The organism is Seonamhaeicola sp. NFXS20, assembly GCF_049132085.1.
Lineage (GTDB): Bacteria > Bacteroidota > Bacteroidia > Flavobacteriales > Flavobacteriaceae > Seonamhaeicola.
Window position 1 is genome coordinate 143,945 of sequence record NZ_JAFMPU010000007.1, and the last position, 20,043, is coordinate 163,987.

The 20,043-nt window shown below is 31.7% G+C and carries 12 protein-coding genes; 6 read left to right on the forward strand and 6 right to left on the reverse strand.

From position 1 onward, the window contains the following. Positions 1-5: 5 nt before the first annotated feature. A complete protein-coding gene (locus tag J1D01_RS11570) occupies positions 6-386 on the forward strand; it encodes a RidA family protein (protein ID WP_372936642.1) in 381 nt (126 codons plus the stop codon). Between the two features lies 1 nt (position 387). Here the strand turns inward: J1D01_RS11570 and J1D01_RS11575 are convergent, their stop codons facing one another. Then, complete coding sequence (locus tag J1D01_RS11575) at positions 388-1,803, reverse strand: response regulator (RefSeq protein WP_421150920.1); 1,416 nt, start codon at positions 1,801-1,803, stop codon at positions 388-390. A 133-nt stretch (positions 1,804-1,936) separates the two neighbouring features. Between J1D01_RS11575 and J1D01_RS11580 the strand changes: the two genes are divergently transcribed. The 4 genes from J1D01_RS11580 (at position 1,937) to J1D01_RS11595 (ending at position 9,976) form a co-directional block, all read left to right on the forward strand. Continuing rightward, positions 1,937-2,977, forward strand: a complete 1,041-nt coding sequence (locus J1D01_RS11580) for a GMP reductase (RefSeq protein WP_421150921.1) — start codon at positions 1,937-1,939, stop codon at positions 2,975-2,977. Positions 2,978-3,193: 216 nt separating this feature from the next. Then, positions 3,194-6,517: a DUF2126 domain-containing protein gene (locus J1D01_RS11585; RefSeq protein ID WP_421150922.1), complete on the forward strand. Its 3,324-nt coding sequence runs from the start codon at positions 3,194-3,196 to the stop codon at positions 6,515-6,517. Positions 6,518-6,523: 6 nt separating this feature from the next. Next, positions 6,524-9,082, forward strand: coding sequence for a circularly permuted type 2 ATP-grasp protein (locus J1D01_RS11590; protein ID WP_421150923.1), 2,559 nt, complete (start codon positions 6,524-6,526; stop codon positions 9,080-9,082). Then, positions 9,083-9,976: a transglutaminase family protein gene (locus J1D01_RS11595; protein WP_421150924.1), complete on the forward strand. Its 894-nt coding sequence runs from the start codon at positions 9,083-9,085 to the stop codon at positions 9,974-9,976. Positions 9,977-9,994: 18 nt separating this feature from the next. On the opposite strand, the gene J1D01_RS11600 is transcribed toward J1D01_RS11595, so the two are convergent. From J1D01_RS11600 to J1D01_RS11620, 5 genes are all read right to left on the reverse strand, one after another. Then, the gene (locus J1D01_RS11600; RefSeq protein ID WP_421150925.1) at positions 9,995-11,215 is read right to left on the reverse strand and encodes an ATP-binding cassette domain-containing protein; all 1,221 of its coding nucleotides are present in this window, start codon (positions 11,213-11,215) and stop codon (positions 9,995-9,997) included. A 98-nt stretch (positions 11,216-11,313) separates the two neighbouring features. Beyond that, positions 11,314-12,174, reverse strand: a complete 861-nt coding sequence (locus J1D01_RS11605; RefSeq protein ID WP_421150926.1) for an N-acetylglucosamine kinase — start codon at positions 12,172-12,174, stop codon at positions 11,314-11,316. An 81-nt stretch (positions 12,175-12,255) separates the two neighbouring features. After that, positions 12,256-13,263, reverse strand: a complete 1,008-nt coding sequence (gene gap / locus J1D01_RS11610; protein ID WP_421150927.1) for a type I glyceraldehyde-3-phosphate dehydrogenase — start codon at positions 13,261-13,263, stop codon at positions 12,256-12,258. 19 nt (positions 13,264-13,282) lie between these two features. Then, a complete protein-coding gene (gene pfkA, locus J1D01_RS11615) occupies positions 13,283-14,269 on the reverse strand; it encodes a 6-phosphofructokinase (protein ID WP_372937804.1) in 987 nt (328 codons plus the stop codon). Between the two features lie 155 nt (positions 14,270-14,424). Beyond that, positions 14,425-18,804 (reverse strand): translocation/assembly module TamB domain-containing protein, encoded by a 4,380-nt coding sequence (locus J1D01_RS11620; RefSeq protein WP_421150946.1) that lies wholly within the window; start codon positions 18,802-18,804, stop codon positions 14,425-14,427. A gap of 184 nt (positions 18,805-18,988) precedes the next feature. Here J1D01_RS11620 and tsaD point away from each other — a divergent pair, with 184 nt between their 5' ends. Next, positions 18,989-20,011, forward strand: coding sequence for a tRNA (adenosine(37)-N6)-threonylcarbamoyltransferase complex transferase subunit TsaD (gene tsaD / locus J1D01_RS11625; protein ID WP_421150928.1), 1,023 nt, complete (start codon positions 18,989-18,991; stop codon positions 20,009-20,011). Positions 20,012-20,043 lie beyond the last annotated feature (32 nt).

Consider the following 20,043-nt stretch of genomic DNA (forward strand, 5'->3'; position numbering starts at 1 on the left):
TTTTAATGAAGAAGATAATAACTACCACAAATGCCCCAGCACCGTTAGGACCTTATAATCAAGCTATTCTTAGTAATAACACACTATATATATCTGGTCAAATAGCTATAAACGTAGAAACCGGGAACCTTATTTTGGATGATATTGAAGCAGAAACACACCAAGTAATGAAAAATTTACAAGCTGTTTTAGAGGCTGCAAATATGACTTTTAATAACGTTGTTAAATCTTCTATTTTTATAAGTAATATGGATGATTTTGGTCTAATAAATCAAGTTTACGGAAGCTATTTTGATGAAGCTACAGCACCAGCAAGAGAAACCGTTCAAGTAGCTAGATTACCAAAAGATGTAAATGTTGAAATTAGTATGATTGCCGTAAATTAAATTAGGCAGAAGTTTCTTTTTTAGAGTATTTAATAAGTAACTGTTTTAGCTTTTCAACCTGTATAGGTTTAGATAAAAAATCATCTATTCCTGCTAATTTTGCATTGGTTATATCATCTTTAAATGCACTGGCAGAAACCCCTATTATTGGTGTCTTAGCCTTTGAGTATTTTCTGGTTCTTTGTATAGATTTTGTAGCTTCATACCCATCCATATCTGGCATATAAATATCCATAAACACCATATCAAAATCTAATATTTTATAAAGTTCTAAGGCTTCTAACCCGTTTTTAACAAACGTACAATCGGCTCCTTGACGCTCTAGTAAAAATTTAATAACCTTTTGGTTCATTCTGTTATCTTCTGCCACTAAAACATTAAATTTATCCTTTAAAATGGGTTTAAATTCTTTTTCTTCAATCTTTATATTCAATGTCTTTTTTAGTTGTAAACTAAAGTAAAAAGTAGAACCTTCATTTTCTTTTGTTTCTAACTTTAGCTCCCCTCCCATTAATTTTACTAATTGGTGTGAAATACTTAACCCAATACCACCGCCTCTATAATCACGCATCATAGTAGCATCATAAGCTACTTCAGAATTATCAAAAATGCGTCTTACCTCTTCGGGTTTCATACCTATTCCGGTATCTTTTATATAAAACGTTATAATTTGCTCATTGTCTATACCAATTGTTTGATCTATAATAATTGAAATCTTACCAGAATTGGTAAATTTAATAGCGTTGTTTATAAGGTTTATTAGCACTTGTTGAATTCGGGCAGAATCTGCCAAAACCAAAAACTTATCTTTTTCTTCAGAAAGAAATTTATACTCAAACTCTAAACCTTTTTCCCAAGCTTGATACTCAAAAACTTTAAAAAGTTTTGTTAGGTCAGTTTCTAAATCAATTGTTAGCATATTTAATTTAAAATCTCCAGCATCTACTTCTGCATTACTAGTTACCATATTAACTAATTGCAATAAGTGTTTTGATGAGTACTGAGCAATTTCAATCTGTGCTTGTTGATCACTATTTAATTCAGATTGTTCTAACATATTTAGCATGCCCATAACAGTGTTTAAAGGTGTTCTAACTTCATAACTCATGTTTGCTAAATAAATTGATTTATGTTCTGCCAATCGTTCGGTTTCATCAAGAGAACTTTTTAATTCATTAACTCTTTCTACCAAATTGTTTCTAGTAATGTCATTTTTTAATTGATTTTTAAAAAAATATTGCAAAACAAAAACTTGTACTATAGCTATGGTAAATAAAGAAACTACTATGGTTCTTACATCAAAAAAATTCTCTAAAAAGGCGTATCCTAAAAAAAGAATTAGAACAATAGATGCAAAAATTAAAAAAGAAAGAATTCTTTTTACGTTGATTCTCAAAAACTTTAATAGAAAATTCATTTAAAAATTGTGGGCTATAAACATATTTATAAATATACTAATAATAAAAACAAACTAAACATATTTATCTTTCATTACATGTTTAAAGTTATTCAAAAAATTGTACTTTTAATTTATTAAAATTAGAAAATAAATGCGCATAGAATACGAGATAAAATTGGGGTTTAAAGATGTAATGATTCGTCCAAAGCGATCTACCTTAAAAAGTAGAGCCGAAGTAAACTTAGAAAGAGATTTTAAATTTTTGCACAGTCCGCTAACATGGACAGGAATCCCTATAATGGCAGCAAATATGGATACAGTTGGCACTTTTGAAATGGCTAAAGCCCTATCTAAACACAAGCTATTTACCGCAATTCACAAACATTATTCTATAGCCGATTGGAATACTTTTTCAGCAAACTTACCTGATGAATTCTCAAATTATATTGCAGTAAGTACTGGTATTAGTAAAGCGGATTCTGAAAAATTAGCAGAAATTTTAAAACATAACCCGTTTATAAAGTTTATATGCATAGATGTAGCTAACGGCTACTCTGAACATTTTGCAGATTTTGTAAAACAAACCCGAGAATTATATCCAGATAAAGTAATAATTGCAGGTAATGTTGTTACCGGAGAAATGGTTGAAGAATTATTACTTTCTGGAGCCGATATTGTTAAAGTAGGTATTGGCCCCGGCTCTGTTTGTACTACTAGAGTTAAAACTGGTGTGGGCTATCCACAACTTTCTGCCATTATTGAATGTGCCGACGCTGCTCATGGCTTAGGTGGTCAAATTATAAGCGATGGCGGATGTACTATCCCTGGTGATATAGCCAAAGCTTTTGGTGCGGGTGCAGATTTTGTTATGCTAGGTGGCATGTTTGCAGGACATGATGAAAGTGGCGGTGAAACTATTGAAAAAAACGGCAAACCCTATAAAAAGTTTTATGGTATGAGTTCTACAACTGCTATGGAAAAACATGTTGGCGGTGTTGCCGAATATAGAGCTAGCGAAGGCAAAACAGTAGAGGTTCCGTACCGAGGTGAAGTAAATTCTACTCTGCAAGATATTTTAGGCGGATTAAGAAGTACATGTACCTATGTTGGCGCAAAACGATTAAAAGAACTTACAAAACGCACTACATTTATTAGAGTTGCCGAACAAGAAAACCAAGTATACAACTCTTAAATTAAACTTCTCATTAAGTATTTTTTAGGTGTTTTTTTGTTAATACGTGAAATTATTAAACATAAATTTCAGCATCTTGTAATTTTAAATGTTTAATACTTATTATTTTACAAATATTAATTACATTTAAAACACATCGTTATTAAAATCCTAAAAAAGCAGTTACTGCAATTGCTTTTTTAGTTGAATTTATTTTAAAAAAAACCTAGTATACCTATGGCGTTAAAAGTAGTAATTTCACACAAAACAGTTTATAAATATGATCGTTCAGTTTCTCTTTCCCCTCATATTTTTAGGTTAAGACCTGCACCACATAGCAGAACACCAATTGAGGCGTATTCTTTAAAAATAAAACCAGAAAAACATTTTTTAAATTGGCAACAAGACCCCTTTGGAAATTACTTAGCGCGTTTAACGTTTCCTGAAAAAACAAAAGAACTCTCTATTGACGTAGAAATTATAGCAGATTTACAATCTATTAATCCATTCGATTTTTTTGTTGAAAAATATGCTGAAGAATATCCTTTTAAATATTTAGAAACTACCAAAAAAGAACTTTTACCTTATTTAGAAATTACAGATAACGGTCCGCTACTCAAAGAGTTTCTTAAAACTATTGATTATACTCCTAGAAAAACCATCTATTTTTTAATCGATATTAATAAAAAAATATATGAGCATTTAAAATACAATATTAGAATGGATCCTGGAGTACAAACCTGCGAGGAAACTCTATCTTTAAAAAAAGGCTCTTGTAGAGATTATGCGTGGTTATTTGTACAAACTATGCGCCATTTAGGGTTTGGTGCTCGGTTTGTTTCAGGCTATATTGTTCAGTTAAAATCTGATGAAAAATCGTTAGACGGACCTTCTGGCCCCGAAGAAGACTTTACAGATTTACATGCTTGGACAGAAGTTTATATACCCGGAGCAGGTTGGATTGGTTTTGATGCCACCTCTGGTCTTTTAGCCGGAGAGGGGCATATTCCTTTAGCCTGTACACCTTCATTTGAAAGTGCTGCCCCTGTAACAGGTGCTACCGATGTGTGTGAAACCGAATTCTTTTTTGAAAACTCTGTAACACGAATTTTTGAATCACCAAGGGTTACAAAACCTTATACTGAAGAACAGTGGAATGCCATTTACAATTTAGGTTTTAAAGTTGAAGAAGAATTAGAAAAAGGTGATGTTAGGCTAACCATGGGAGGCGAACCTACATTTGTATCAATAGATGATATGGAATCTCCTGAATGGAATACCGCTGCCGATGGTGAACATAAAAGAGAACTAGCAAAAAATCTATCAACAAGGTTATATGACACCTTTGGTAAAGGAGGCGTTTTACATCAAGCACAAGGTAAATGGTATCCTGGAGAACCCCTACCGCGTTGGTCTATTGAAATATGTTGGAGAAAAGACGGTAAAGCTATTTGGAAAAACAAAAACTTACTATCGTTATTTTCTGATAATCCAAAACTACCAAAAAATGCCGATAAAAAGTTTCTTGAAAAACTAACTAAATATTTAGGTGTAACTGATTGGACAATTATGCCAACCTTTGAAGATAGTTTTTATTTTCTGTGGGAAGAAGGCAAAATACCTCTTGATATAGATCCTACAAAAAAAGATGGTAATTTATTAGTAAAAAATAAATTACAAGAAATTTTAAAAGAAGGAACTACAAAACCTGTGGGATACGTATTACCTCTAAACAACTCGCAAAACACTTGGTATACAAGTACATGGGAATTTAGAAGAAAACACCTTTTTTTAATTCCAGGCAATTCTCCTGTTGGCCTCAGACTGCCTTTAGAATCTCTAATAAAAAAACCAAAACAAGGTGAGTTTCCTAGTTTTGAGCCAAATCAATTTTCAGAACAAAAAGAATTTCCAAATTATTCAGAGTTAGTTGCAAAGCGCAAAAGAGATTTTAAAACCAAAAGGCTTAAACCAAGTAAATTTAACTACTTTGTTCGCACCGCATTATGTGCCGAAATTAGAGATGAAAAACTACATTTATTTTTACCACCATTAGATGCTGCCGAATACTATTTAGATTTAATTGCTGCCATTGAAACAACATCACAAGAGCTAAACATTCCTGTTGTTTTAGAGGGATATGACCCGCCTCATGATAACCGTTTAGAGTCTATGAAAATAACTCCAGACCCCGGCGTTATTGAAGTTAACATTCATCCTGCTAAAAACTGGGAGGAACTAACAAACAACACTCTAAAACTTTACGAACAAGCTAAAAAAGCAAGATTAGGCACCGAAAAATTTATGCTAGACGGTAAACATACCGGTACTGGCGGAGGCAATCATGTTACCTTAGGAGGTGTAACTCCTGCCGATAGTCCGTTATTAAGAAAACCTAGTTTATTAAGAAGCTTACTAACTTTTTGGCAACATCACCCCGGATTATCATACCTCTTTTCTGGTGCTTTTATTGGAGCTACAAGTCAAGCACCTAGAGTTGATGAAGCCAGAATGGATAACCTATATGAGTTAGAAATTGCTTTTGAACAAATACCAAAAAATGGAGATGTTCCTTTTTGGCTTACCGATAGATTATTTCGTCATTTATTAACTGATATAACAGGAAACACCCATAGAGCTGAGTTTTGTATAGATAAACTATATTCACCCGATTCTTCTTCTGGAAGACTTGGTATTTTAGAGCTACGTGCTTTTGATATGCCACCGCATGCACAAATGAGTTTAATGCAAAACTTATTGGTTAGAACACTAGTAGCATGGTTTTGGAAAAAACCTTACGAGCACAAACTAGTTAGATGGGGAACAGAGTTGCATGACAAATTTTTAATAGAACACTTTGTACGCGAAGATATTAAAGACATTGTAGAGCAATTAAATGCCGCTGGTTATAACTTTAAGGAAGATTGGTTCAATCCATTTTTTGAGTTTAGATTTCCACTACATGGCATGGTGAAAATCAACAATATTAACTTAGAATTACGAGCAGGTATAGAACCTTGGAATGTTTTAGGTGAAGAAGCAACTGGTAGCGGCACTGCTAGATATGTAGATTCTTCGGTTGAGAGAATGCAGGTAAAAGTTTCTAATTTTAACAACGATAGGTATGTACTTACTTGTAATGGCATAAGAGTAGACCTAAAAAATACAGGAGTAAAAGAAGAATATGTTGCTGGTATTAGGTACAAAGCTTGGAATCCTTTCTCTGCTTTACATCCTACCATTGGTGTTGACACTCCATTGGTTTTTGATATAGTAGACCTTTGGAATAAACGCTCTATTGGTGGCTGTACTTATTTTGTTTCACACATTGGAGGGCGTTCATATGAAGCTGCACCTATTAACAGTTTAGAGGCAGAATCTAGAAGAATTAACCGTTTTTGGGAATTTGGGCATTCACAAGGCCATATAGAAAACATTTCTCAAGGTTTTGAACCTTCTTCAAGAAAAGTAGAAGTACAACAAAAACAGAAAAAATTTAAGTATAAAGAACTTCCTATTAACATAGATTTTCCAAATACCTTAGATTTGCGAAAAAAATAACGTTATATGCCCTTTAGTTCTAATACATTATTTCAAAATTATTTTTCTGAATTTAAGAATTATGATGAAGTATTAAAATCTAACATGACCATAAATCCCAATTGGGAAAAACTACTCAATAATCTCACTCAATTTAGCAACAAAAATTTAATAGCTAAACAAGAGGAAATTGATTGGTTAATGGATGAAAATGGTGTTACCTATAACGTTTATAATGACCCCAAAGGCATGAACCGTTCATGGAACTTAAACATAGTTCCGTTTTTAATACATCAAAAAGAGTGGGAAGCCATTGAAAAAGGTATTATTCAAAGAGCCGAATTACTAAACTTAGTTTTAAAAGATATTTATGGTAAGCGAGAGCTCATTAAAAATGGCATTGTACCACAAGAAGTTATTTTTGCACATCGTGGCTTTTTAAGACAATGTGATCAAATTCAGTATAAAACAGCTAAAAATTTACTAATACATTCGGCAGATTTGGCTAGAGGTCCAGATGGACGTATGTGGGTGGTAAATGACCGAACACAAGCCCCTTCTGGTATGGGTTACGCCTTAGAAAATAGGTTTTCTTTAAGCAAAACCATACCTAATATTTTTCAAGGTATTAATGTGAAAGATCTTTCAAACTTCTTCTTTCATTTTAATAAAATGCTCATTGAATCTGCTCCTCAAAATAAAGATAACCCTAACATTGTTGTACTTACACCTGGACCACTTAACGAAACCTATTTTGAGCACGCTTATATGGCTTCTTTTTTAGGCTATCCGTTAGTTACTGGTAACGATTTAGTTGTTAGAAGTGGTAAACTCTGGATGAAAACCTTAAAAGAACTTAAGCAAGTTGATGTGGTTTTAAGACGTGTAGACGACGTGTTTATGGATCCACTTGAACTACGCGAAGATTCCTACTTAGGAGTAGCTGGCTTATTAGATGTTATTAGAGAACAGCGTGTTGCCATTATAAACCCTATAGGAAGTGGTATTTTAGAAAACTCTGGTTTAATTCCTTTTATGAATGCCATTTGCCAATATTTTTTTAATGAAGATCTAATTTTACCACAAATTGCCTCTTGGTGGTGTGGTCAAGAAAAAGAATGTACATATGTACTAGATAATTTAAAAGATTTAGTTGTTAAACGTATTGACAGATCTAACCGAGAAAATATATTTTTCTGTGAGTTTTTAGACAGTAATGAGTTAAAAGCTTTAAGAGATGAAATTCTATTAACTCCATATCAATTTGTGGCACAAGAAAAAATTTCGTTTTCTACAGCACCCGATTTTGTAAATGGTAATTTAGAACCAAGAAAAGTGGTTTGTAGAACATTTTCTATAGCAACTAAAGACACCTATACTGCAATGCCTGGTGGCTTGGTAAGGGTTGCTCCAGAACGAGAAAATTTATTTGTATCAAACCAAAGAGGTGGCGTAAGTAAAGATTTTTGGATTATTACAGATGAGTTTCAACCTAATATTCAAAAATATTCTTGGGATAATACGTGTAAAATTTCCATATCTCATATTAATGATTTACCCAGCAACATGGCAGAAAACCTATATTGGTCTGGTAGATATTTAAGTAGGTCTTTAAATACGGCTAGGTACTTACGTATGGTACTTAATAGAATGAATAGTGAACAATTTCAAAATAAAAAAACCGATTCTGAGAACTTGGTGTTTTTATTAAAATCTGTTACAACTATTACCTCTACTTTTCCCGGTTTTGTTGGAAAAGGTTCTGAAGAAGTTTTAAAAAATCCCTTAAAGGAAATTATTTCATTAATAACAGATGAAACTCGTTTAGGAAGTTTTGCACAAACCATGTTTAGTTTCAATAATTCTTATTACACTTTAAGAAGTTTATGGTCTAGAGACATGTGGCGTGTTTTTGATAGTATTAAAAAACTTTGGAATAAGTTTAAAGAAAACAGCAATTACTCAATTCCAGAATTGGTTAAATTTTTAGACCGAATTGTTACACGTTTAATAGCTTTTATGGGGTTAATTGAAGAAAGCATTTTAGTAAACCAAGGACTTCTTATATACTTTATTGGTTTACAAGCAGAACAAGCTATGATGAATATTGCCAAAAGTAGGTCGCTTCTTGTTTTTAATTTTGATGAAGCTAAACAATATGAAATTTTAGAATCTTTTCTGCTTAGTAATGAAAGTCTAAATATATACAGATATAGCTATCGTTCTCATTTAAGCATTGAAAATGTAATAAACTTACTAATACTAGATAAAGAATATGCTAAGTCTTTAACATACCAAATTAATCGTATTAAAAAAGATATTGATAGATTACCATTACCAACAAACACTATGGGCGTATCTAAATGTCAACAAAAAATTGCAGAAGCTAGTTTATTAATTCAAAATTTAAACTCAGATATGCTTTTACAGTTAGATGAACATGAAGCAATAAGGCAAAACTTAGACCATGTTTTAAGAGATTTAAGCAATTTACTTCATGAGGCATCTATAGAACTATCAGATATGTATTTTAACCATTCTTATCAACAAAAGCAATTATTAAATCAAAATTTTCCGCTTTCATAAATGAAATACAAAGTATCACACACCACTAGTTATAGGTATGAAGTAGGCGTTACTTTCTGTCATAATATAGCAACCATAAAACCCAAGAATATGCTTGGGCAAACCGTATTGAGTTACAATTTAAACGTTACTCCTAGCCCAACTGAAATATCTGAAAGATTAGATTTTTTTGGTAATACTGTAACTAGGTTTTCAATTCAAAAACATCATTCTGTTTTAACAGTAACCGCTAATAGTATTATTGAAAAAGACAGTAGTTTACAACCTAATATTTATAATTCCCCTGGAGGGCAAAACATTACTTTACAGGAGTCTTTATTAGCATTACAAAATATAAATTCTGAACTTTTAGATATACGCCAATTTATATTAGAATCTATACTTGTTGCAGGAATAACACCCGAAATTAAAGCGTATGCCGAAGTATCTTTTAAACCAAACCGATCTGTTTTTGAATCTGCACATGAATTAATGCAACGTATATATACAGATTTTGAATTTAACACTAAAGTAACCAATGTTGCCACCCCTATTAAAGAGGTTTTTGAAAAGAAAAAAGGTGTTTGTCAAGACTTTGCTCAAATAGCTATTGCCTGTGTACGTTCTGTTGGCTTACCCGCAAGATATGTAAGTGGGTATATTGAAACATTACCTCCACCTGGAAAAGAAAAATTAGTAGGAACAGATGCTTCGCATGCGTGGTTTTCGGTGTATATTCCTGAGTTTGGTTGGGTAGATTTTGACCCTACAAACAATCAAATTCCTAAAAACCAGCATATTGTTATTGCTTATGGAAGAGATTACTATGATGTTCCACCACTTAAAGGTGTTATTTATAGCACTGGGATGAACAAAATGAAAGTAGCTGTTGACATAAGACCCGCTGATGAATAAACAGCTTCATATTTTAGGCTATATTTTTTTACCAATAGAACCTTTTTTATCTGGAATAAGCTCATAAACAAAATCTGGTTTTAAGCCTATTTCTTTACTATGTGATACATATAAAACTGCGGTTTCACTCTCTTTAGCAATTTTATTTATTAACTCAGTAAAAATGTTAATATCACTATCGTCAAGTCCGTTTGTAGGTTCATCTAAAATAAGTAATGGCGGATGTTTTACCATGGCTCTGGCAATTAAAACCAAACGCTTATGCCCACTTGATAAGGTTTGAAAATTTCTATCTTTAACATCAAGCATATTCAATAAGTTTAACCATTGATGAGCTATTAATATTTGATTTTCATTAGGATATTTATATAACCCAACCGAGTCATAAAACCCTGAAAGAATCATTCTTTCAATAGTATCAGAACGCCTAAACCCCTGAAGCATCTCTGATGTAAAATAGCCAATTTTCTTTTTTATATCCCAAACACTTTCTCCACTACCCTTTTTTACTCCAAAAAGATGAATATCTTGATTGAATGCCTTAGGATTATCACCAGAAATAAGTGACAATATGGTACTTTTTCCAGAACCGTTTGGTCCTTTTAAATGCCAAAATTCGCCTTGTTTAATTTCCCAACTAATATCTTTTATTATTGGTTTATCTAAGTACGAAACTGTAACTTTATTAAACTTAACTAATGATTTATTTTTTACTGTTACCTTTTCAATGGGTTGTGGCAAATCAGTAATAAAATGTTTGGTTACTTTTGGGGTTATTGAATTAATATCATTTATTAATTCTAAACGTTTACCAGATGGCTTATAAACAGTATTAATAAAAGGAAGAATATCTCTTTTTCTGTTTGCTATTTGAACTATCCAGATGCTTTTACTTAAATCTTCTAAAGTTTCTGCAATATTTTTCTGGGCTTGTACATCTAGGTTTCCAAATACATTATCGGCTATAATATATTCTGGTTTATTTGCAATAATATGGTTTATTAAAGCTTTTTTTCTTTCTCCTTCAGATGATTTTGTTAGTCCGTTTTTATTAGTAGTAGCAACACCTATATGTCCGTGACGTTTTTCTTCTTCAATAAATTTGTTTATAGTTATTTCAGAAAACAACGCTCCTTTTAAATTTTGTAATTCGCTAATAATGCTACCTGATAAAATATTTTTTATTAGCGTTCTTTTATCGTCTTTATTAGATATGTATATGGCTAAATGTTTCTTCAAAACTTTAATTAAATTTTAAAAGAGCACTAAACTATTTAAAATATATAAAACAAAAAAGAGGGATTACCCCTCTTTTTAATAATATCTAATTCTTCTTACTATAAGTTTTTAGTGTGAAATGGTACTAAACCATCTATAGGTCTGCGCTCAAAATTACCAACTTTAAAGCCCATTTCTTCAGCTACTTCTTTTATTTCATTTTGAGAAAAATAAGCAATAGAACCTGCAAAATGTACTGGAACAGTTTTAAGCTCTTCTTTATATTGCATAATCATGTTTTTAGCAAATAAACGTATCCCGTCTTTAATTAGATTAATAGTATATTCTGAATCTTTATGCAAAAACATAAACTCTGCAAAATTTGCTAAATAAGCATTAGGGTTGGGTTGTTTGTATAAATTATATTTAATAAAGTCAGGCTCCATGTTAAATTTAGATCCAAATGCTACTCTTACATTTTCGGGCATGTGATTAAAATAATAATCTCTAATTAATTGCTTTCCGAAATAATTACCAGAAGCATCATCCATAAGAGTGTATCCTAAAGACACAACGCGTTGGTGTACTTTTTCGCCATCAAAATAACTACAATTAGAGCCTGTACCCATTATACAAACAATAGCTGCTTCTTTGGGATGATTAATAGTTGAATAAACTGCAGCCAAAGTATCTTCATTTACTTCAACATGTGCATTTTTAAAAATATCTTTTAAAACGCTTTTAAGTGTTTCGCTAGGTTTTTCTGTTCCACAACCAGCCCCATAAAAAAATACGTGAGTTACTTTGTCGCTATTATTTATAAGCGCTTCACTTTTTTTTATGATTTTATATAATTTTTTTTCACTTAAAATGGCTGGGTTAAGACCTTTAGTCCTAACTTTATCCATTAACTTATTACCGTTTTTATCTACCGCTAACCAGTCTGATTTGGTAGAACCACTATCAACAATTAAAATCATAAAACCAAAAATAAAAAAACTCCACAGTAATCAAATGTAAAACACTTAATACACTGTGGAGTGATATAATTACAAACTAAATTATTTTACCGATGCAATGTATTGAGCTAAATCAACTAATTTAGTTGAGTAACCAAATTCATTGTCATACCATGATACTAACTTAAAGAAGTTATCATTCAAAGCAATACTTGCTCCTGCATCAAAAACACTAGTTAATGATTCTGAAACAAAGTCTTGAGATACAACAGCTTCTTCTGTGTAACCTAATACACCAGCTAATTCACTTTCTGAAGCAGCTTTTAAAGCAGCTTTAACTTCATCCCAAGTAGCTGATTTTTCAGTTCTAACAGTTAAATCTACAACAGAAACATCTGGAGTTGGAACTCTAAATGCCATACCTGTAAGTTTTCCGTTTAATTCTGGAATTACTTTACCTACTGCTTTAGCAGCACCAGTTGATGAAGGAATGATATTAGCAATAGCACTTCTACCACCTCTCCAGTCTTTTCTAGATGGACCATCTACAGTCATTTGTGTTGCTGTGGTGGCGTGTACTGTTGTCATTAAACCTTCAACAATTCCGAAATTGTCATTAATTACTTTAGCTAAAGGAGCTAAACAGTTTGTTGTACAAGATGCGTTTGATACAATAGTATCTTCTGCAGTAATTTTATCATTGTTAACACCCATTACAAACATTGGTGCATCTTTTGAAGGCGCCGAAATAGCTACTTTTTTAGCACCTGCAGTAATGTGTTTTTGTGCCCCTTCTAATGTAGTAAAGATACCTGTACAATCTAATACAACTTCTGCTCCAACAGCATCCCATTTTAAATCTTCTGGGTTACGTTCTGCAGTAATTCTTATTTCGTTACCGTTTACTACTAAGTTTCCGTCTTTAATATCTACTGTCCCGTCAAATCTGCCGTGAACAGAATCATATTTTAATAAGTATGCTAAATGTTCAACATCTAACAAGTCATTAATTCCTACTACTTCAATATCATTAGGTCTAGAAGCTGCAACTCTAAATGCAATTCTACCTATTCTACCGAAACCGTTAATTCCAATTTTTAATTTTGACATATCTAAGTTAATTAGTGTGTTATGTGCTCATTATATCTGAGACACGTAATAATTCTAAATTTATTTTTGTTTTACCTTTAATAGCATTCTCTAAAGGTGTTAATTCCATTTTATTGTCTAGTAAACCAACCATATAATTAGTTTCTCCGTTTAACAATGATTCTACGGCTTTAACTCCCATTCTACTAGCTAAAACCCTATCAAAACACGAAGGAGCTCCACCACGTTGCATATGCCCTAATACAGATACACGCACGTCATAACCTTCCATGTTTTCATCTACATATTCTTTTAATTCGAAAATGTTTTTTCCTATTTTATCACCTTCGGCAACCACTACAATACTTGAGGTTTTACCAGATGTTCTACTTTTGTTTAGAGACTCTTTTAATCTTTCTAAACCTAAATCTTCTTCTGGTATTAAAATTTCTTCTGCTCCACCTGCAATTCCTGTGTTTAGTGCTATATGACCTACATCTCTCCCCATAACTTCTATAAAGAATAATCTGTTATGTGAGCTTGCTGTATCTCTAATTTTATCAATAGCATCTACCACAGTGTTAAGTGCTGTATCAAATCCTAAGGTATGTGTAGTTCCAAAGATATCATTATCAATAGTACCAGGAATTCCCATTACTGGGAAATCATATTCTTGATTGAAAACTAACGCTCCGGTAAATGACCCATCACCACCTATAACTACTAGTCCTTCAATACCTTCTTTTACAATATTTTTAAACGCTTTTTCGCGTCCTTCTTTGGTTCTAAATTCTTTTGAACGAGCAGATTTTAAAATGGTACCACCCTTGTTAATAATACCTCTTACACTACGTGCATCCATAGGTTTAAAATCGCCCTCAATCATACCTTGGTAACCACGGTACACTCCTACACATTCTACACCATGATACGCACAGGTTCTTACTACAGAACGAACAGCAGCATTCATTCCTGGGGCATCACCTCCAGATGTTAAAACTCCTATTTTTTTAATTCTATTTGGCATATCTTTAATTTGCTTGTAAAATTACTAAACAAAAACTATATAATCATAGTATTTACCCTATTTTAATGCTTACTTAACACTATAACGTTTTAGTAAATAACATTTTATAACAGGCGAGAAAATGATGTGCAAAATAAGTATAAAAAGTGGTAATTTTACTTTTTTGAAGTTGTTTTGTGAGTTATAAAATCTGGTAAAGAATTGTTGTTATTTTCTTCTAATACTTCTTTTTCTCGAGCTTCTTCTGTTTGCTTCTTTTTAAATAGATTTTGAATGAGTTCTTTAAAGGTATCAAAATCTACATTATATGAAAGTCCAACCCCTTGCGTATAGCCAATATCTTCACCAAAATTTTGAATACTATTTTCTCTATTAAAAACTTTAGCTACTAAAGTTCCTTCATCGTTTAACAGAAAATCTATTTGAACATCGCCTGCTACAACTGTGTTTGTGGCATCTGCTCCTCCAATGGGCACTCCTACTTTACCGTTTATAAGTACTCTGTCGCTAATTTGAGTTTGTAATGTAACCCCAACTCTATCATCGGTTTGGTAATCTGGACTGTTTTGTCCTGCTTCATAATTAACTCCTAAATTAAACTTACCGTTTCCGTTAGAAAAAATACCATTAATTATACCATTGAGCCTTTCTGCTATGGTTCCTGAGAAATTAAGTTCATTTAGACCACGAGAAAAAGACCCTGTTGATATTAAATATAATGCTTGGTTTTGTTTATCATCTGGGGCTTCTAAACGGTACTGCAACTCTGATTTTACAGATGAATTCACATTAGGAAACTCAAAACTAAACTCTGGTGTGGGCTGTTCTAAATCGCCTGTTAAAGCAATGTTTAATTCAACTGGAATACTTCTATTTATAGGATTATCTAGCAATGGCGATGGGTTTGCTTGTGTTTTATAAATGGCCAACATATCTATAGTAGTATTTCTTAAAGGGTCTCCATTCCACGCTATTGTTCCACCAGGTTGCACTATAAATTGTTTTTGCACTAAACCACCGTAAGCAAAATTGTAAATCCCTTCAAATACCGCAAAATCTCCCCACATATTAAATTTTCCGTTGGTATTAATTTCTACTAAAATACCGCCTCTACCTTTTCCTTTTAGTGAATGGCCCGTATCTTTATCTATAATTATTTCTAAATCGGCATCTTCAGTTACATCTACATCAAAATCTAATTCTAAACCTTGAATTTCTTCAAAGGTTACTTCTTCGCCTTTATTTTTTGCTTCTTTTTCCTTTTTGGTAACAAAATGAATGAAAGAATTATCTCCAAAAGATTCTGTATCATTTAAAGGAATTTTAAAGACTGTACCTGCTTTGGTTTCGGCAATTACATTAATATTTAATTGTTCTGTAGGCCCTTTTATTTGTGCAACACCTCCCATAAAACCACGCCCATAATACAAAGATTCTTCAGTTTCTTCTGTGTCTAAAACTAATAATCGTTTCGTTTTTATGTTTAAATCTAAACTCCATTTAGATAGGTTTACGTGACTTAGTGACCCATCTAAAATTCCTCTTGAGTTAAATTTTGTATCTGTTAGCTGAATATTATTAAAAATAAAACTTTGATCTTTTAAAGTTACCGAAGCATTATTATTAAAAGCATAATCTACATTTAAATAGGGTATGCCTAAACCAGCATCTTCTAATTTAAGGTTGCCCTCTATATTTGGTTTTTTAAGGTCTCCAACTATATTTACCTCTCCAGTTATAAAGCCTCTAATATTAGACAGTACTCCATCTAACAACGGATTGAGTGGTGATAGGACGAAATGATCAAAATTAACACCTACATCTATTGTAGATTGTTTTCCTACTACATTAATATTTCCTTGAGCTATTAACGATTTAGAGATGTCATTTTTAATATTGGCATTTACCACATAGTTTGTTAGGTCTTCATTACCTTTAATTTCTGCATCAAAATCTCCCAACGGGAAATTATTGATTTTAAAATCATTTATAACAATGGTTGAGTTTGGTAAATAACTACCATTTTGTTGCAGTATATCTAGCTTACCATTTACTTTTCCTGCAAGCGACAAGCTATCAATATCTGGGGTTATTTTTGCAAGATTTACATTTTTAAAATTTAGCTTAATATCTTTTTGTGTAGAATCTTTTAAAAAGCCAGATAGTTTTATTTCTTCATCTTTATGGTTTATTTTTAAGTTATTGAAGTTAAACTTAGTTAAAGCCTTATTAAAAGACAATTTATTTAAAGTATCTGATTTTTCATTAATATACCATTTCCTGTCTTTTATGGTGAAATCTGATTTTTTAAAGCCTATAACAGATTCTAATTCTTCATTAATAGTATGATAAAAACTTAGATTATAAGTATCTTTATTTTGTTTACCGCCTTTAAACTCTGAACGCATAAACAAGGTATCATTTACCGTAACGTTAATTAAATTGAATTTAGAAACGTTGTAAAATTTGGTGTTTAAACTATCTACTTCTACATAAGTATTAAAAAGCGGATTACTATTATCTACCTGTAGTTCTATATTATTTGCAAAGTAATCATAAACCTTTATTTGTGGCGATTTAAATGTGAGTTTAAAATTGGTTTCATCGCTTTCTACTCTACCACGAATAAAGGTGTTTTTACCTAATTCAATTTCGGGAAAAATAACCTCTGCTATTTTATTGTATATTTTAAAATTGAAATCTATACTCTGATTAGTTTTTACTTTATGTGGAATGTAATTGGTATATATGTGCCCTAAAGAATTTTCAAAAAGTTTTTTTAAATCGTTGAAAACAAAGCGTCCTTTTAAATCGCCTTCAATAATATCTGGCGATTTAAATTCTATATACCTAATGCTGTTATCAAATCTTGAAGATATATTGAATGTTTTAAAATAATAGGTATCATGCTCATTAGTATAGGTAGTATTGCTAAATGAAATTCTTCCGTAGGCATCATCTAGATTGCTAGCATTCATGTTCATATTAAGCCTACTTTTAAAAATAGAAATACTATCTTTTTTTATAAAGTTAAGGGTGTTTAGGTTGGCATAATCTACATCGGCTTCAAAATCGTATTTTTTTATTTCTTCAGAAAAATCTACTAATCCGCTAAATTGCATTTGAAGATTTTTATCGTTTACAATTAAGTTCCCATCAAAAATTTTGTTTCTAACATTACCCGCAACTTTTATACGGCTATAATTGTAATTGTTATAAACTATATTGTAAATATCTCCTTTTACTTTAGTATCAATAGTTTCTGTAATAAAGCCGTTACCTTCAACATCAAAATCTAAAGATCCTATTCCTATTTTGGGGTCATCTAGAAAAACACCAAAATCAAACTCCTTAAATTCAACTTTACCATGATAAACGGCATTATCAATGTCATTTACTTTGGTCATTTTTAAATCATTATAAACAACACCTATCTCTGTATCAATCTCAATATCTGCATTTACAGTTGTAGATGTTATTTGTGTGTTTCCGGTAATTGTAAACCTACCTAATCTTTCAAAAGTAGAAGGTATAGCTTCTCCTATAACATTGGGCAAAAGAGCTTTTAAGTCTGTATAAGTTGATGTTAAATTAGAAAATCTGCCATCCATAAAGAAATTATTTTCTTCTTTGCTAAACAGATTTTTAAAGTCTATATCACCAAGTACTTTAGTATTTCTATTAGTTTTAAGGTTTAAGTTTGTTGCCCTTAAATTGTTTAAAGTGCCGGTTAAATTAACATCAAAAATAGCTCTTTGATTGTATCCAAACTCATCATAAATTAAATTAAGTTCATCTAACAAGATATCAGATTCTTTAAAGTTAGCTTCAACTAAAACCTTATCGGTAAAATACTGTAAATCTTCTCTCTTATATAAAAATTTAAGGTCTCCTTTTAGTGTAGATTGTGGTGTTTTAATGTTTAAATTATCAAAGGTCATTCCGGTGAGTGTGTACTTAAAATTGGTCATCATATTTTTAATACTCAAACCTCTGCTATCTATAAATGACAGCTTATTAATTCTGGTACTTACATCACTTCCTTTAATTAAAAAATTGGTAGCATTAACATTTAAGTCTTTAAAGTCTAAACGTTTAGCCACCTCTCTATTTTCATCTGTTAACTTAAAAACACCGTTGTAAATTGACACATCACTAGACGATAACAAAAAGGTACCATCTCCTTTTTTGGGGTTATCTCCTTCAATTTTTTTAACAAAAATATCAAGATTAGTATCGGTTGTGTCTTTATATGTTTTAATGTTTAAATACAAATCAATAATATCAACATCACCAAAGGTCATCTTGTTATTATACAGATTATGAAAACTTAAAATAGAAGTATTTAATTCTGCAATATTTATTAGTGTGTCTTTTTTATAATCTTCAATAAAAATATTTTTAAACTCTACGTCTCCGTTTAGTTGTAGCCCTACTCTTTTAATACTAATATTAGTACCAAACTCTTCATTAAGCCTTTTTGTAGCATAATTACCTAAACTTGTTTGTACTGCTGGAATAGAAAGCACTAACACCAAAATGATGAAGATAAGCAGGAAAATACCCGCTATTTTAGATGCTATTTTTAATACTTTTTTGATACCTGCTAAAGTTATGATATTATTAAGAATAAACTACATTTGTACTTACGAATGTTAAAGTACCCTTAGATGTCTATTCGTTGCCAAAATTAACAATTATTGTGCCTAAAATTTATTAATGGATTCACAAAATATTTTCATTCTAGGAATTGAGTCATCTTGCGATGATACAGCAGCTTCTGTAATATATAACGGAAAAATTTTAAGTAATGTAATTGCTAGTCAAAAAATTCATGAAGAATACGGTGGTGTTGTGCCAGAATTAGCCTCTAGAGCACACCAACAAAATATAGTACCTGTTGTACACCAAGCTCTAAAAAAAGCAGGTGTTACCAAAGAAGAATTAAGTGCTGTTGCCTTTACTCGTGGTCCAGGACTTATGGGGAGTTTGCTTGTTGGTACCTCTTTTGCTAAATCTTTGGCTTATGGTTTAAACATACCATTAATAGATGTTAACCATATGCAAGCCCATATTTTAGCCCATTACATTGATGAGGAAGGTTTTAAAAAACCACCCTTTCCGTTTTTAGCTATGACTATTTCTGGTGGGCACACCCAAATTGTTAAAGTGAACCATTATTTTGATATGGAAGTTATTGGCGAAACTATTGATGATGCCGTTGGTGAAGCCTTTGATAAAAGTGGAAAAATACTGGGACTTGGTTATCCTGCTGGACCAGAAATTGATAAACGCGCTAAATTAGGAAACCCGAAAGCCTTTAAATTCACAAAACCAAAAGTAGATGGATTGAATTTTAGTTTCTCTGGATTAAAAACTGGTATTCTTTATTTTGTACAACGCGAAACAAAAGTAAATCCCAATTTTATTAAAGAAAACTTAAATGATATTTGTGCTTCTATTCAATATACAATTATTGATATTTTGGTTGATAAACTAAAAAAAGCTTCAAAAGAAACTGGTATTAAACACATTGCTATTGGTGGCGGGGTATCTGCTAACTCCGGAATTAGACAAGCTTTAAAAGATGGCGAACAAAAATTTGAGTGGACAACCTATGTGCCTAAATTTGAATATACCACTGATAATGCTGCTATGATTGCCATTGTTGGCTACTTAAAATATTTAGAAGGCAATTTTACCAAACAAGATATAATGGCTTCGGCTAGGTTAAAAATTTAAATAAGTTGTAAACAACCTGTTCTTAAAAACTT

What these genes read in the sequence shown, in the direction of transcription:
- gap (WP_421150927.1), bottom strand. Translation starts at nt 13,263, where the DNA reads ATGTCAAAATTAAAAATTGGAATTAACGGTTTCGGTAGAATAGGTAGA.
- J1D01_RS11575 (WP_421150920.1), bottom strand. Translation starts at nt 1,803, where the DNA reads ATGAATTTTCTATTAAAGTTTTTGAGAATCAACGTAAAAAGAATTCTT.
- J1D01_RS11580 (WP_421150921.1), top strand. Translation starts at nt 1,937, where the DNA reads ATGCGCATAGAATACGAGATAAAATTGGGGTTTAAAGATGTAATGATT.
- J1D01_RS11605 (WP_421150926.1), bottom strand. Translation starts at nt 12,174, where the DNA reads ATGATTTTAATTGTTGATAGTGGTTCTACCAAATCAGACTGGTTAGCG.
- J1D01_RS11590 (WP_421150923.1), top strand. Translation starts at nt 6,524, where the DNA reads ATGCCCTTTAGTTCTAATACATTATTTCAAAATTATTTTTCTGAATTT.
- J1D01_RS11595 (WP_421150924.1), top strand. Translation starts at nt 9,083, where the DNA reads ATGAAATACAAAGTATCACACACCACTAGTTATAGGTATGAAGTAGGC.
- J1D01_RS11570 (WP_372936642.1), top strand. Translation starts at nt 6, where the DNA reads ATGAAGAAGATAATAACTACCACAAATGCCCCAGCACCGTTAGGACCT.
- J1D01_RS11585 (WP_421150922.1), top strand. Translation starts at nt 3,194, where the DNA reads ATGGCGTTAAAAGTAGTAATTTCACACAAAACAGTTTATAAATATGAT.
- tsaD (WP_421150928.1), top strand. Translation starts at nt 18,989, where the DNA reads ATGGATTCACAAAATATTTTCATTCTAGGAATTGAGTCATCTTGCGAT.
- pfkA (WP_372937804.1), bottom strand. Translation starts at nt 14,269, where the DNA reads ATGCCAAATAGAATTAAAAAAATAGGAGTTTTAACATCTGGAGGTGAT.